Source organism: Actinacidiphila acidipaludis (genome assembly GCF_019890725.1).
Classification (GTDB): Bacteria; Actinomycetota; Actinomycetes; order Streptomycetales; family Streptomycetaceae; genus Actinacidiphila; species Actinacidiphila acidipaludis.
The window spans coordinates 153,346-167,711 of sequence record NZ_JAINZZ010000002.1; the positions used below are offsets into that span (position 1 = coordinate 153,346).

Below are 14,366 nucleotides of genomic sequence, written 5' to 3' on the forward strand. Positions count from 1 at the left end.
GGCCTGCGGGGATTCCCGCGACCGGCCGCCCGGGCGTGCGGGCGGGCGGCCGGCGGGAGAGAATGCGCGGCCCGGGGCCGGAGGTCCCGGGCGGGAGGGCGCGATCGTCAGGCGGGGAGCTCGGCCGAGAGCAGGGCCGCGGCCTGCAGCAGGGGCAGCGCCAGCAGCGCGCCGGTCCCGCCGCCCGAGTGCACGGCGTGGTCCAGCAGCGGGCTCAGCGAGATCCGGTCCAGGGCCTTGGCCTGTCCCGCCTCACCGCTGGCGTGCCCGGCCAGCCACCAGTCCGGCGCGCGGAACGCGATCCGCTGCGCCACCAGGGCACAGGCCGCGCTCACCACGCCGTCCAGCACGACGGGCATCTTGCGCACCGCCGACTGCAGCAGGAAGCCGGTGATCGCGGCGAAGTCGGCGCCGCCGACCGCGGCCAGCAGGGCGATCTGGTCGCCCAGCACCGGGCGGGCCCGGCGCAGGCCGTCACGGATCGCCGCGCACTTGCGCATCCAGGCCAGGTCGTCGATGCCGGAGCCGCGGCCCGTCACCACCGAGGCGTCGGTGCCGCACAGGGCGGCGATCAGGACGCCGGCCACCGTGGTGCCGCCGACGCTCAGGTCGCCGAGCAGGACGAGGTCCGTGCCGGAGTCGGCCTCCTCGTCGGCGAGGGCCATGCCGGCGCGGAACGCCTGCTCGGCCTCGTCGCGGGTCAGCGCGTCCTCGACGTCGAGCCGGCCGGAGCCGCGGCGCACCCGGTGGGCCGTCACATCGGCGGGCAGTCCGGCCGGATCGCAGTCCAGGGCCATGTCGACGAGGCGCACCTGCGCGCCGAGTTGGCGGGCCACGATGCTGACGGGGGCGGTGCCGTCGAGCACGGCCCCGGCCAGGGTGGACGCGGTGCCCGCGGGGCGTGCCGACACGTCCAGCGCGGCGACGCCGTGGTCACCGGCGAAGACCAGTACGCGGGGGCGCGTCAGGGGCCGGGCCGGGACCTCGCCCTGCACGGCGGACAGCCAGTCGGCCAGTTCGGCCGGCTTGCCGAGCCCGTCCGCGGGCTTCACCAGTTCCCGCCAGCGATCCTGCGAGTCCCGGCGCAGGCCTGCGTCGGGGCGCTCCACGAGGGAGCCGAAGTCGTCCAAGTCGATGCCGCTCACTTGCCGAACAGTACCGTGACGACTCCTCTGCGGTACCTCCCCCTCTTCCTCGGGCCGTCCCGGCCCCGGCGCCGCCCCGCGGTGCGCTGCCCCGCCCCTCCCCTCTCACGCGCAAACCGTCTTCCACGCGCACACCGTCGTACGGGGGCCGGAGGGGGCGCCGGGTCAGCGCAGGAGGGAGGGGAGGCCTGCCGTGAGGAGGAGGACGTGTTCGGACTCCGCGGCGATCGCCGTGTTGAGGCGGCCCAGCTCGTCGCGGAACCGGCGTCCCGACGCGTGCGCGGGCACCACCCCGGAGCCGACCTCGTTGGAGACGGCCACCACCGTCCGCCGCGTCGCCCGCCACGCCGTGGCCAACTCCTCGGTGCGGGCGCGCACCTGACGGTACGCCCCGTCGTGCCACGCCTCGTCGTCCCAGGCGTCCGCCGCGTCCATGACGTGGGTGAGCCACAGCCCGAGGCAGTCGATGAGCAGGGGCGGCCCGCCGGGAACCTCCAGCAGCGGCACCAGGTCCCGCGTCTCCTCGGTACGCCAGCCGGCCGGCCGCCGTTCGCGGTGGTCGGCGACCCGCCGCGCCCAGTCGGGGTCGTCCTCGCGGGACCCGCCGGTGGCGACGTAGACCACGTCGGGGAACGCGGCCAGCCGCCGTTCCGCCTCGGCCGACTTGCCCGAGCGGGCACCTCCCAGCACCAGCGTCCGGCGCGGCACGTCCGGCACGCTCTGGTAGTCCCCGGCGACCAGGGTCGTCCCGTCGGGGACGGCCCGCGCGCCGAGCGCGGCCAACCGCCGTCCGAGCTCCGGCTGCGGCGGCGCGCTGTGCCCGATGTGCACGGCGACGACATCCGTGGTCGGGGTGACCGCCCCCGCCGCCCGCAGCCGTGCCAGTGCGTCCGGCCGGCCGACGACGTCGAGCAGCACCAGGTCGTACGCCTCGCCGCCGTTCTCGGCGAGGCCGGCCGGCGCGCAGCCCGGCGGCAGGTACAGGGCGCGCAGGCCGTCCGGGGACTCGATGGCGTACCCCGTGCCCGGCGCGTCCACGGCCACCGCCTCGACCCGGTGACCGGTGATCAGCGGCAGCCGCTGCCCGTCCGGCACCCGGGCCGGCGCCGGGAGTCCCGGCGGGATCTCCACCGCCGGGCCGTCGTGCGGGTGGGAGAGCAGCACCAGGCGCAGGGCGCCCAGGCTCTGCCCGGCCCGGGCCGCGGCGAGCGCCACACCGGGCGTGAGGTCGATCAGCACCACCCCGTCGACCAGGACGGCGGTCGCCGCGCGGGCGCCGGCACCGACGGCGAGCGCGCAGGCCGCGCACGGGCAGTCGGGCAGCGGCAGGCCCTCGGGGCCGCCGGTGCCGAGCAGAGTGAGTTCCACGGAAGTGATCCTCTCGCGTCCCGCCCGCGCGGGCGCGTCCGGCCCGCCATGCGGAGACGACCGTCACGCGTCCGGACACGGCAGATACGCTGCGAGAGCAGCACGGAAGATCCGGTACGACCTCAATGGACCGAGGAGAAACACATGGCGTGGACGTGGCGGTTCGAGAAGGCCGACGGCACCGAGGTGCCGCCCGCGGTGGAGCCCGAGGAGTTCACCACCCAGGGGGACGCCGAGTCGTGGATCGGGGAGGTCTGGAAGGAGCTGCTGGAAGGGGGCGCCGACCAGGCCGTGCTGTTCGAGGACGAGAAGCGCATCTACGGTCCGATGAGCCTGCACGCCGAGAGCGACGGCGGCGAGGGCGGCGAGGGCGGCGGCGGTGGGGGCGGCATCGACGGAGTCGAGCCCGGGATCGGCAGCGAAGTCGCGGAGGCGGTCGCCCCGCCCGAGGCGTCGGGCGCGACCCAGGCCCCCGACGGCATCTGAGGGAGCGCCGGCGAAGGCGTCCGGCGATCGGCTGACGGACGCTGACGGACGAGGACCGGGCCGGCCGCGCTGGGTGGCCCGGTCCGTCGACGGGAGCCGGCCGCCGGAACCGCGGCCTGTGGCGGCCGCGGGAGCCGGTCAGAGCGAGCCGAGGGTGACCTGAACCGTCTTCTGCTGCCCGTTCCGCTCGTAGGTGACGGGCACCTGCTGACCGGGCCGGTAGGCCGCCAGCGCCTCCGTCAGGGACTGCACCGTGGTGATCGGGCTGCTGCCCACCTTGGTGATCACGTCGCCCGCCTGCAGGCCGGCCTTGGCCGCCGCACCGCCGTTGCTGACGGAGACGATCGCGACGCCCGCGGGCTGGAAGTCCTGGCCGACGACGCCCCGCACGGTCACGCCGAGGCCGGCCCGGCCGGAGTTGGTGACCTTGCCGTTCTGCACGATCTGCCCGGCGATCCGCTGGACGGTGGAGGCGGGGATGGCGAAGCCGATGCCGGGCGCGGCACCGCTGCCGAGCTGGGGGTCGGTGGCGGCCAGGGTGGGGATGCCGATGACCTGGTCGTTCAGGTTGACCAGCGCGCCCCCGCTGTTGCCCGGGTTGATGGCGGCCGAGGTCTGCACCATGTCGGAGATGGTCGCGCCGGTGCCGCCGCCGGACTCGCCCTCGGTGACCGTGCGGCCGGTGGCGGAGACGATGCCCTGCGTCACACTGCTGGACAGGCCCAGCGGGTTGCCCATGGCCAGCACGATCTGGCCGACCGCGACCTTCCCGGAGTCGCCGAACGTGGCCGGCTTGAGACCGCCGGGCACCGAGTCGAGCTTGATGACCGCGAGATCGCTGGGCGGGTAGGACGCCACCAGCTTCGCACCGAGCGGCTGGCCGCCGGTGGCCAGCGACACCTCGAACGTCTTGGAGTTGCCGACGACGTGGGCGTTGGTCACGATGTCGCCCTTGTCGTCGTACACCACGCCCGAGCCCAGTCCCTGGTCGGTGCTGATCGAGACGACCGAGGGCAGCACCTTCTTCACCGCGTTCTGGTACGCGGTCTGCAGATCGTCGGCGCCCGAGGTCGACTGGTCCAGGCCCTGCACCGCGCCGGGGGTCTGCGCCGCGGCGTGGCCGCCGGAACCGGACGAGCAGCCGGTGGCCAGCAGGGCCGTGGCGGTCAGACCGGCCGCGACGAGGGGGAGCACCGGTCGGGGACGTCCCCGGCGGGTCCGGGCACGGTGGTCACGGGTGGTACGGACACGGGCACGGTGCGATCCACTCATGCCGGAATTGTCGCGTTTCTCCGGTCGCCGGGCCTGGCCCGCGCACCCAATCGGGTCCCGTCGCGACGGCGGTGGCAGGTCGTGCGGCCCGACGGCGGCAGAGCCCGCGGGGGGACTTCCCCGGGTTCGGACACCGCGTGGGCTAGGACTTCACCGCGCACAGGTGCAGCAGCGCCGCCACTCCGCGGTAGGGGTCGGTGCGGCCAGCCCGCTCCTCGGCCTCCAGCAGGGCGCGCAGCTCGTGCGGGTCCTGCGGGGCCCGCGCGCTGTCGGCCGCGGCGTCGGTGAAGACCCGCACGCCGTACCAGGACCGCAGCGGCACCCCGATCCCGGCGAGCATCGCGGCCAGCGGCTCGCGCCGGTCGGCGCGGGTGGCCAGTCCCAGCCGGTTGACGTAGGCGTCGGAGCCGAACGCGGCCACCGCCCGGTCCCAGTCGCAGAGCAGACCCGGCCGCATGGCCAGGGCGTCACCGTTGCGGACCAGCAGGGAGAGCAGACCGCCGGGGGCCAGGACCCGGGCGAGGGCGGCCAGCATCGGCTCCGGGTCCGGCAGGTACATCAGCACGCCGTGGCAGAGCACCACGTCGAAACAGGCCGGCCCGAAGTGCCGGCCGGTCTCCCGGCCGTCGCCCTGGAGCACGGCGAACCGCTCGCGCACCTCGGCGGGCTCGGCGGCGACCGCGGCCCGCAGCGCGCCGAGCATCGCCGGGTCGGACTCCAGCCCGGTCACCTGGTGGCCGGCCCGGGCCAGGCGCAGCGCCTGGGTGCCCTGGCCGGGGCCTATGTCCAGCACGCGCAGGAACCGCGGCGGCTCGCCGGAGCCCTGCCGCTCGGCGAGCTGCTCGTCGAGCTGGCGGGCGACCAGCTCCTGACGGACGGTGTTCCGCAGCCCGCCCAGCCGGGCGAGCCAGCCCTGCGCCCCGCCGGAGAACCCGGCGGACCCAGGACCGGCGAAGCCGGCGGTCAGAGCTTGGTGCCGCGCGCGACCTGCGGCTTGGGCAGGCGCAGCCGGCGCATCTGCAGGGTGCGCATCAGCCCGTAGGCGACGGCGCCCTTCGTGTTCTGCTCGGGGAAGCGCTTGCGCAGCTGGTTGCGCAGCGCGAAGCCGGTGACGAACGAGTCGGCGACGATGGCGACGATCACGATCAGCCACAGCAGCAGCGAGATGGTCTGCAGCGACCCGACCCGGACGATGCTCAGCACCAGGATGAGGACCGCGATGGGCAGGAAGAACTCGGCGATGCGGAACCGGGAGTCCACGTAGTCGCGGGTGAACCTGCGCACCGGGCCCTTGTCGCGGACGGGCAGGTAGCGCTCGTCACCACTGGCCAGCGCCTCGCGCTGCTTGGCCATGTCGACACGGCGGGCGTCACGGGCCTGGCGGGCAGCGCCCTTGCGGTCCGTGGGGGTGGTCACCGCCCTGCGGCGCTGGCCCTGGGCCTCGCTGCGCTTGGGAGTGGGGCGACCCTTGGGAGCCTGCGGGTCGCGGGCCTGGTCGTCGAGCACCGCGGTGGTCGAGACCTGCTCATCTTGGGAACGACGTCGGAACACGTCTTCCAGGTTACGTGAGTGTGCGCCGCGACCCCAGCCCCTCGCCTCGTCCCTGGGCCTGAGGTCACCGAACCGTGATCGTCCTTGCGGATGAGCGCATCCGCTCCGGAACAGTGCGGTAATGGAACCATGGCCCGTACGCTTGGGTCTGTAAAAGGTGCTGGAGCAGTTGCCGAGAAGGGGGCGCGCGAGGCCCATGAGCGGTGTCATGAAGCGGATGGGACTGATCTTCCGCGCGAAGGCCAACAAGGCCCTGGACAGGGCTGAGGACCCGCGCGAGACGCTCGACTACTCGTACCAGAAGCAGCTCGAGCTGCTGCAGAAGGTGCGCAGGGGCGTGGCGGACGTGGCGACGTCCCGCAAGCGGCTGGAGCTGCAGCTCACCGAACTGCAGAAGAAGTCCGCGACCTACGAGGACCAGGGGCGCAAGGCGCTGGCCCTCGGCCGGGAGGACCTGGCCCGTGAGGCGCTGTCGCGCCGGGCCGCGCTGCAGCAGCAGGTCCAGGACCTGGAGACGCAGCACACCCAGCTGCAGGGCGAGGAGGAGAAGCTCACGCTGGCCTCCCAGCGGCTGCAGGCCAAGGTGGACGCCTTCCGGACGAAGAAGGAGACCATCAAGGCCACCTACACCGCCGCCCAGGCCCAGACCCAGATCGGCGAGGCGTTCTCCGGCATCTCCGAGGAGATGGGCGACGTCGGCATGGCGATCCAGCGGGCGGAGGACAAGACCGAGCAGCTCCGGGCCCGGGCCGGCGCCCTGGACGAGCTGCTGGCCTCCGGCGCGCTCGACGACCCGAGCGGGCTGGCCAAGGACGACATCCAGGCCGAGCTGGACCGCCTCTCCGGCGGCAGCGACGTCGAGCTTGAGCTCCAGCGGATGAAGGCCGAGCTGGCCGGCGGCAGCGCGCAGCAGGCCATCGAGGGTGGCCAGAACGGCCAGAACACCCAGGCCCAGCCGCAGGACACGCCGAGGTTCGACAAGCAGTAAGCCGCTCCGGCACGCCGGGACCGGCGTCGCCGGCGTGCCGCCGACCACGGGTTTGACGAGGAGGCCGTCATGATCGTGCGGATCATGGGGGAGGGCCAGGTGGAGCTCGACGACGCCCACCTCGCCGAGCTGAACACGCTGGACGACGAACTGCTCACGGCCGTCGAGTCGGGTGACGAGGAGGGCTTCCGGCGCACGCTGGGGGCCCTGCTCGACGGGGTGCGGCGGCTGGGCAGGCCCCTGCCGGACGCCACCCTGGAGCCGTCCGGGCTGATCCTGCCCGCCGCGGACGCCACGCTCGACGAGGTCCGCAAGATGCTGCACGACGACGGGCTGATCCCGGGCTGAACCCGGGCCGGCCGGGAGCTGATCCCGGCCGGACCGCCGCCGACGAGCCGCCGGTCGCCGCGCAGGCCGGCGGCTCGCGTCGTCCCCGGCCGCGTGAGGTCGCGTGGCGGGGTTCGGGCGGGGCTCGGCGACGGGGTCCCGTGACAGGGAGCCCCCGCAGCGGGGGTGGGGCACGGGGGTGCGGCCGGAGCGGGTCCGTCCCTTACCGTTGCCTACTGTGCAGTACCCCGCCCGGAAGGCGCTCACCGGCCCGTATCTCTGGCTGCGCGCCCACCAGAACACCGCCGACGCCGGTCTGGCCGCGGCGGCGTTCTCCGTGCTGCTGCTCGGCACGCTCGTCGGCGGGGCCGGCACCTACCGGCTGGGGCCGCTGGAGTGCGCCCTGGAGGCGCTGGCCTGCGCCTCGCTGACCGTGCGGCGCCGCTGGCCGTGGCCGGTGCTGCTCCTGACCTGCGGGCTGGGGGCGTGGTTCGTGGTGGTCAGCCCGGTCGACGGCCGGGTGCCGGTGGTGCTCGCGGTGGCCGTCGCCCTGTGCACCGTCGCCGTCCGCACCGACCGCCTCACCACCTGGACCACCGGGCTGGCCACCGGCGCCGGGCTGACCGGGCTCGCCATGGCCTTCGGGCCGGGCCCCTGGTACTGCCAGGCCAACTTCGCGCTGCTGGCCTGGGCCGGCATGGCCACCGCCGCCGGCGACGCGGCCCGCAGCCGCAGGGAGTACGTCGCCGCCGTCGAGGAGCGCGCGGTGCGGGCCGAGCAGTCCCGCGAGGAGGAGGCCAAGCGGCGGGTCGCCGAGGAGCGGATGCGGATCGCCCGCGAGCTGCACGACGTCGTCGCCCATCACATCGCCCTGGTCAACGTGCAGGCGGGCGTCGCCGCCCACGTCATGGACAACCGGCCCGACCAGGCCAAGCAGGCGCTGGCGCACGTCCGGGAGGCCAGCCGCTCGGCGCTGGACGAGCTGCGGGCCACCGTCGGCCTGCTGCGGCAGTCCGGTGAGCCGGAGGCCCCGATGGAACCGGCCCCCGGGCTGGCGGTGCTCGACCAGCTGCTCGACGGTTTCCGCCGCGCCGGGCTGCGGATCGAGGTCGACTGCCAGGGCGACGGCGGCGGCGCGCTGCCGGCCAGCGTCGACCTGACGGCGTACCGGATCATCCAGGAGTCGCTGACCAACGTGCAGAAGCACGCCGGGCCGGACGCCGGGGCCGTGGTCCGGATCAGCAAGGAGCCGAGCACCCTGGAACTCGTCGTGGACGACGACGGCGCGCCGGGCAGCGCGGCGTCGCTGCTGCCGCCGCCCTCCCTGCCGCGCCCGGCGGCGCCCGGGGGCGGCGAGTCCGTCGTCCCGCCCGGCGTGCCCTGCCCGGCGCCGTCGGCGGACACGGCGCTGTCCGGCGGGCACGGACTGCTCGGCATGCACGAACGGGCCAGCGCGCCCGGCGGAGTGTGCCGCACCGGCGCCCGGCCCGGCGGCGGCTTCCGGGTCTGGGTGCGGCTGCCGCTGTCCGCCCCGCCGCGCTCGCGCACCGTGAATCCGCGGCCCGCGGAAGGCGGGGTCTGCGGATGAGCGGGCAGGGCGGCGACGCGCGGGACCGCGCCGGGCGGACCGCGGACCGGGACCGCGACGGACAGGACGCGGACCGGGAGCTGATTCCGGCCCCGGCCGGCGAGCCGGAGTCGCTGCGGGTGGTGATCGCCGACGACCAGGCGCTGATGCGCGGCGCGCTGCGGATGCTGGTGGAGTCCGAGCCCGACCTGGAGGTCGTCGGCGAGGCGGTGGACGGCGCCGAGGCGGTGGCGCTGGCCCGGTCCCACCACCCCGACGTGGTGCTGATGGACATCCGCATGCCCGGCACCGATGGGATAGCCGCCACCCGGCAGATCACCGCGGACCCGGCGCTCACCGGCACCGCCGTGCTGGTGCTGACCACCTTCGAGGCCGACGAGTACGTCGTGCGGGCGATCACCGCGGGCGCGGCCGGCTTCCTCGGCAAGGGCGCCGAGCCGCACGAACTGCTGTGCGCGATACGGACGGTGGCCCGCGGCGAGGCGCTGCTGTCGCCGGCCGCGACGAAGAGCCTGATCGCCCGGTTCGTCGCCCAGCAGCACGGCGACGGCGGCCCGCCGCGCGCGGTGCCCGGGCTGGAGGCGCTGACCGTACGGGAACGCGAGGTGCTGGTCGAGGTGGCGGGCGGCCTGTCCAACGACGCGATAGCCGAACGGCTCGGCGTCAGCCCGCTCACCGTGAAGACGCACATCAACCACACCATGGCCAAGCTCGCCGCCCGCGACCGCGCCCAACTGGTCGTCGCCGCCTACGAGTCGGGGCTGGTGCGCCCGCAGCCGCGCTGACGCTCACGTTCGCTGGACGTGCGAGCCCCGGCCGTCGGCGGCCGGTGATCCCCTTCTTCGTTCCCGGTTCCCCGTTCCGCCTTCTTCGTTCCCGGTTCCCCCTTCCCGCGTGCTGGTCACAGGAACGACGGCGACGGCAGGTACGGGTTCGGGGGCCGCATGCCGCGCAGGCACACATAACCGGCGTTGGAGACGGTGAGTCCGGCGGCGATCCCGACGTCGACCGCCCACTCCTGCTCGGCCGTCAGGCCCGGCACCCGTACCGGGCGGCCCTGCGGCATCGTCAGCAGCGCGGCGGTCAGCAGCCGGGTGGCCAGCCGGCGCGAGGTGGCCGCGAGGAGTTCCACCCCGTCGTCGCGTGCGTAGCAGTAGCCGCTGCCCGCCAGGTCGTCCACCACCAGCAGCCGGTGGTGGCGCCGGAGTTCATCGTGGTCGGGACCGTGGGCGCCGCCGCGGGTGCGGCGGTCCACGGAGTCCATCATGTCCTGGCTGCGGTCGGTACCCGGGTGGACGGCGCCGTCCAGCGGGGCCAGTCCCGTCGGGTCGACGGCACCGCTGAGCACCATCGCGGGGTGCAGCGTGAACCCGGCCCGGCGGCAGGTGCGGGCGGCCACCGGGTGCGGCGGAGCGCAGATCACCCCGCGCAGACAGGCCTGTCCGTGCACCATCGCGCGGGCCATCAGGGCCTTGCCGACGCCCTTGCCCTGCGCGCCGGGCAGCACCGCCAGCAGCGACATGCCCCAGGTGCCCTCGCGCCGGGACGACAGCACCGCGCCGATCGGGCCGGTCTCCTCGTCCTGGGCGATCCAGCAGCCGCCCGGATCGGTTCTGGCCAGGTGCCGGTGACGGCCGCGGAGCCGGGCGGCCTCCGCGCCGGCCGGGTCACCGGCGGCCGGGTCGCCGCCGGTGCCCGCGCCGGGCGCGTCGCCCGGGAGTGTGCGCGAGGCGCCGAGGGCGGCGGCAGAGATCACCCGCACGACCTCGGCGTCCTCCTCGTCGTCACGGACGGGTCGAAGGATCACCGATCCATCATTGCCCGCCGCCCTACGGCAGGGCCAGCATCTGCTCCAGTGCCAGCTTCGCGAAGTGCTCGGTCTCGGCGTCCACTTGGATGCGGTTGACCGGCTTGCCGTCGGCCAGTGACTCCAGCGCCCACACCAGGTGCGGCAGGTCGATCCGGTTCATGGTCGAGCAGAAGCAGACGGTCCTGTCGAGGAACACGATCGTCTTGTCGGGGTGCGCCTTGGCCAGCCGCCGCACCAGGTTGAGCTCGGTGCCGATCGCCCAGCTCGAACCGGCGGGCGCCTCGTCCAGCATCTTGATGATGTGCTCGGTGGAGCCGACGTGGTCCGCGGCGCTGACCACTTCGTGCTTGCACTCTGGGTGCACCAGGACGTTGACGCCGGGGATGCGGGCGCGGACGTCCTCGACCGAGTCCAGCGAGAACCGGCCGTGCACCGAGCAGTGGCCGCGCCACAGGATCATCTTGGCCGCGCGCAGTTCCTCGGCGGTCAGCCCGCCGCCGGGCTTGTGCGGGTTGTAGACGACGCAGTCCTCCAGCGAGAACCCCATCTCGCGCACCGCGGTGTTGCGGCCCAGGTGCTGGTCGGGCAGGAAGAGCACCTTCTCGCCCTTGGAGAACGCCCACTCCAGGGCGCGCCGGGCGTTGGAGGAGGTGCAGATCGTGCCGCCGTGGCGGCCGGTGAACGCCTTGATGTCCGCCGAGGAGTTCATGTACGAGACGGGCACCACGGTGTCGGCGACGCCGGCCTCGGTGAGCACGTCCCAGCACTCGGCGACCTGCTCTGCGGTGGCCATGTCGGCCATCGAGCAGCCCGCCGCCAGGTCGGGCAGGATCACCTGCTGGCGGTCCGAGGTGAGGATGTCGGCCGACTCGGCCATGAAGTGGACGCCGCAGAAGACGATGTACTCCGCGTCCGGCGCGGCGGCCGCGTCCCGCGCGAGCTTGAAGGAGTCACCGGTCACGTCCGCGAACTCGATGACCTCGTCGCGCTGGTAGTGGTGGCCGAGGATGAAGACCTTGCTGCCGAGCCGGGCCTTGGCGGCGCGGGCGCGTTCGACGAGGTCGGGGTCGGACGGCGCGGGCAGGTCCCCGGGGCAGTCGACGCCGCGCTCGCTGCGCGGGTCGGACTCGCGGCCGAGCAGCAGCAGGGCGAGGGGCGTCGGCTGGACGTCCAGCGGGTCGATCGGCGTTTGCGTGGTGGTCACGGGCCCGTAGCCCTTTCTTTGCGGCGCAGACCTTTTCGTCTACTTGACGCTATCTATCATAGCCCGTTCGTGTCAGATTGACGATGGGGGTCGCGTCACTGTGACGCATTCGCCGGGGACGGGCCGCGCGAGCGGACGGCTGCACCTTGCGGGCGTGTGCGAGCATGGAGGAGACAGGTCACCGCGGACGCGGCCGACCCGCCGCACGAAGCCGCATGGTGCGGAATGAATCCGAGCGGGTACCGGTTAGCCATCGGTAGCCAGCAGTCCGTACAACCCGGGAGTGAAGCAGATGACGGTTCAGGACGAGACCACCACGAGCGAGGGCATCCTCCTGTCCGACGCCGCCGCCGCCAAGGTGAAGAACCTGCTGGAGCAGGAAGGCCGCGAGGACCTCGCGCTGCGTGTCGCCGTCCAGCCCGGCGGCTGCTCGGGCCTGCGTTACCAGCTGTTCTTCGACGAGCGTTCCCTCGACGGCGACGTCGTGAAGGAGTTCGGCGGGGTCAAGGTCGTCACCGACCGGATGAGCGCCCCCTACCTGGGCGGCGCCTCCATCGACTTCGTCGACACCATCGAGAAGCAGGGCTTCACGATCGACAACCCCAACGCCACGGGCTCCTGCGCCTGCGGCGACTCCTTCCACTGATTCCACTGATTCCACTGATTCCACGGGTTCCCCTGGTCCCCTGGTTCCACGGATTCCAGCGAGAAGGACGGCCCCCCTGCTCCGGCCGGGGGGCCCGCGTGTACCGCCGCGACGGCGGCAGAGCATACGAAGCGGCGGCACCCCCACCAGGTGCCGCCGCTTCTCATCGGCAGCCGGTCACTGTCCCCTGACCGGCTGCCCGTCCGTGGCGTCGACCACTGTCCTGCTACCCAGCGGCTGCTTGAGCGTCACCTGAACGGTGAGGGTCTTCTCGATCATCGGGCACACCTTGCCGGGCTTGGCCGGCTCCTCGGAGACCCGCACCTTCACCTGCGTGGCCGTCTCGTCGGCGGAGCCGTGGTACGTGCCGCACAGCCCGCCCCAGAACACCAGCGTCAGCGTGCTGCCCTTCGCCTGGTAGGCGGTGGCCTCCACCGGATGGGGCGCCCGGGGGTCGGCCGGCTGGCCGGGGCCGGTCCGCACCGGCCCGCCCGGGTTCACCGGCGTCACCGGCACCGACGTCACCCCGCCGCCGGAGGTGATGTACTTCGGGTCGACCGCCGGCTGGGCCACCACCGAGGTCGCCTTCACCCCGGCCTGGGCCGTGTCGAAGAGCCAGGACGGCACCAGCGTCTGGGTCCCGTTCACGAACTGCGTGGACAGCCCGAAGGAGGCGCCGCGCACCTGCACCGGGTGCGGGTTGCGGGGGAGGCACGGCACGGTGCGCGGCAGTGCGTGGTTGCCGCTGGTGCCGGGGGCGAGCGGCGTCATCGTGGGCACCGGCAGCCGGCACGACGTGGGGCCGTCCGGGTGAGCCACGGCTCCCGCGTTCAGTTCTTTCAGCGCGGCCGCCGCGCTCACCACCGGGTAGGTCGCGCCCTTGCCGAGCGGTGAGAGCCGTCCGTTCGCCAGCGTGATGCGGCCGTCGGCGCCGACCTGCGCGGTGGTGGCCCAGCCGTGGGTGGGCAGGCCGCCGAGTACCGGGTCCGCCTCGACCGTGCGCAGGGAGCCGACCGTCCGGGACGCGTCGGTCCGGGCGCCGGACAGCCCGAGCCCGGCCAGCAGCGGCTGGACCGACCGCAGCGCCGCCTGCTCGGACACCGGCGGGGTGCTGCCCGTGGTCGCGGTCGTCCCGCTCGACGAGCTGTTCGAGCTGCTGGAGTCGCCAGAGCTGTCTGAGCCGTTCGAGTTGCCCGGGGAGCCGGGGGAGCCCGTCGAACCGCCGGAGGGCGCCATCGTCCCGCCGCCGGACTGCTGGATCGTCCGGTCCGGGTGGGCCATCGTGGGCGGCGCGCCGAACCGGGTGTACACCCAGCTGCCCGGCGCGTCCTTGCCGACCATCAGGCTGGGGCCGCCGCCGTCCACCGTGCCGCCCACCCGCCAGGTGCCGCCGACGGTGGTGACCGGCCCGCTGACCCCGAGCACGGTGGCCAGGTGCTGGACCGCGGCCTGGTCGATCCCGCCGGACGGCTTCCACACCGGTGCGGACGAGGGTCCGCCCGGGAGCGTCCCGGTGAGCTGGTAGGTGTCTCCGCTGTCCGCGGGGGAGGTGCCGGACGCGCTGTCGCCCGAGACGGACGCCGACACGCCCGGGCCGTCGAACCGCAGCGGCTGCGGCGCGCTCTGGCTCGCCTTGGCGTCGTCGCCCCCGCCGCCGGACGCCGCCGCCCAGTAGGCGCCACCGCCTCCGGCGAGCAGCACCGCCGCGGCCACCGCAGCGACGGTCAGGCGCGACCGGTGCGCGGGCCGGTCCTGCGGGTGCTCGCGTGCGGTGTCGCCGCCGCGGTCGGCGGCGGCGGGCTGTGCGGCGTCCTGACCCGGGTCGTGACTCGGCTCGTCGCTGTTCTGGTCGTGGCGCTCGGTGCTCACCGCGTACTCCTTCGGCTCCGTTACCGTCAGGTGCCGATGTGACGCGGCAGCCCGCGATCCGGTTCCGCTCCCCGGCGCGACCCCCGCCGCGGCGGGCCGGTCGTGTCCTGAA

Annotated in this window: 13 protein-coding genes and 1 pseudogene; 6 read left to right on the forward strand and 8 right to left on the reverse strand. The window is 74.4% G+C overall.

What is annotated here, in order from left to right; genetic code table 11:
• Nucleotides 1–107: 107 nt before the first annotated feature.
• Complete coding sequence (cobT, locus tag K7862_RS02420; protein ID WP_222959961.1) at nt 108–1,145, reverse strand: nicotinate-nucleotide--dimethylbenzimidazole phosphoribosyltransferase; 1,038 nt, start codon at nt 1,143–1,145, stop codon at nt 108–110.
• A 165-nt stretch (nt 1,146–1,310) separates the two neighbouring features.
• Nucleotides 1,311–2,513: a bifunctional adenosylcobinamide kinase/adenosylcobinamide-phosphate guanylyltransferase gene (locus K7862_RS02425; protein ID WP_222959963.1), complete on the reverse strand. Its 1,203-nt coding sequence runs from the start codon at nt 2,511–2,513 to the stop codon at nt 1,311–1,313.
• 144 nt (nt 2,514–2,657) lie between these two features.
• Here K7862_RS02425 and K7862_RS02430 point away from each other — a divergent pair.
• Nucleotides 2,658–2,858: pseudogene (locus K7862_RS02430) on the forward strand (hypothetical protein); the annotation flags it as partial.
• Between the two features lie 279 nt (nt 2,859–3,137).
• Here K7862_RS02430 and K7862_RS02435 read toward each other — a convergent pair.
• From K7862_RS02435 to K7862_RS02445, 3 genes are all read right to left on the reverse strand, one after another.
• Nucleotides 3,138–4,271, reverse strand: a complete 1,134-nt coding sequence (locus K7862_RS02435) for a S1C family serine protease (protein ID WP_222959965.1) — start codon at nt 4,269–4,271, stop codon at nt 3,138–3,140.
• 142 nt (nt 4,272–4,413) lie between these two features.
• The gene (locus tag K7862_RS02440; protein WP_222960363.1) at nt 4,414–5,169 is read right to left on the reverse strand and encodes a class I SAM-dependent methyltransferase; all 756 of its coding nucleotides are present in this window, start codon (nt 5,167–5,169) and stop codon (nt 4,414–4,416) included.
• Nucleotides 5,170–5,234: 65 nt separating this feature from the next.
• The gene (locus tag K7862_RS02445) at nt 5,235–5,822 is read right to left on the reverse strand and encodes a DUF3043 domain-containing protein (RefSeq protein WP_308011806.1); all 588 of its coding nucleotides are present in this window, start codon (nt 5,820–5,822) and stop codon (nt 5,235–5,237) included.
• A 196-nt stretch (nt 5,823–6,018) separates the two neighbouring features.
• On the opposite strand from K7862_RS02445, the gene K7862_RS02450 reads away from it, so the two are divergent.
• The 4 genes from K7862_RS02450 to K7862_RS02465 all read left to right on the forward strand — a co-directional run bounded on the left by K7862_RS02450 (nt 6,019) and on the right by K7862_RS02465 (nt 9,510).
• Nucleotides 6,019–6,810 (forward strand): PspA/IM30 family protein, encoded by a 792-nt coding sequence (locus K7862_RS02450; RefSeq protein WP_222959968.1) that lies wholly within the window; start codon nt 6,019–6,021, stop codon nt 6,808–6,810.
• Between the two features lie 69 nt (nt 6,811–6,879).
• Nucleotides 6,880–7,158: a PspA-associated protein PspAA gene (gene pspAA, locus K7862_RS02455; protein WP_222959970.1), complete on the forward strand. Its 279-nt coding sequence runs from the start codon at nt 6,880–6,882 to the stop codon at nt 7,156–7,158.
• Nucleotides 7,159–7,375: 217 nt separating this feature from the next.
• Nucleotides 7,376–8,725 carry a sensor histidine kinase gene (locus tag K7862_RS02460; protein ID WP_308011807.1) on the forward strand — a complete coding sequence of 450 codons (1,350 nt, stop codon included), beginning with the start codon at nt 7,376–7,378 and terminating at the stop codon, nt 8,723–8,725.
• The gene (locus K7862_RS02465) at nt 8,722–9,510 is read left to right on the forward strand and encodes a response regulator (RefSeq protein WP_222959974.1); all 789 of its coding nucleotides are present in this window, start codon (nt 8,722–8,724) and stop codon (nt 9,508–9,510) included. Before K7862_RS02460 ends, K7862_RS02465 begins: the two co-directional genes overlap by 4 nt.
• A 116-nt stretch (nt 9,511–9,626) precedes the next feature.
• Here K7862_RS02465 and K7862_RS02470 read toward each other — a convergent pair whose 3' ends face one another.
• A complete protein-coding gene (locus tag K7862_RS02470; RefSeq protein ID WP_222959977.1) occupies nt 9,627–10,532 on the reverse strand; it encodes a GNAT family N-acetyltransferase in 906 nt (301 codons plus the stop codon).
• Between the two features lie 22 nt (nt 10,533–10,554).
• Nucleotides 10,555–11,739, reverse strand: coding sequence for a quinolinate synthase NadA (nadA, locus tag K7862_RS02475; protein ID WP_222959979.1), 1,185 nt, complete (start codon nt 11,737–11,739; stop codon nt 10,555–10,557).
• Between the two features lie 292 nt (nt 11,740–12,031).
• Between nadA and K7862_RS02480 the strand changes: the two genes are divergently transcribed.
• Nucleotides 12,032–12,385 (forward strand): HesB/IscA family protein, encoded by a 354-nt coding sequence (locus K7862_RS02480; protein WP_222960365.1) that lies wholly within the window; start codon nt 12,032–12,034, stop codon nt 12,383–12,385.
• A 177-nt stretch (nt 12,386–12,562) separates the two neighbouring features.
• Here K7862_RS02480 and K7862_RS02485 read toward each other — a convergent pair whose 3' ends face one another.
• Complete coding sequence (locus K7862_RS02485; protein ID WP_222959981.1) at nt 12,563–14,254, reverse strand: hypothetical protein; 1,692 nt, start codon at nt 14,252–14,254, stop codon at nt 12,563–12,565.
• Between the last annotated feature and the right edge of the window lie 112 nt (nt 14,255–14,366).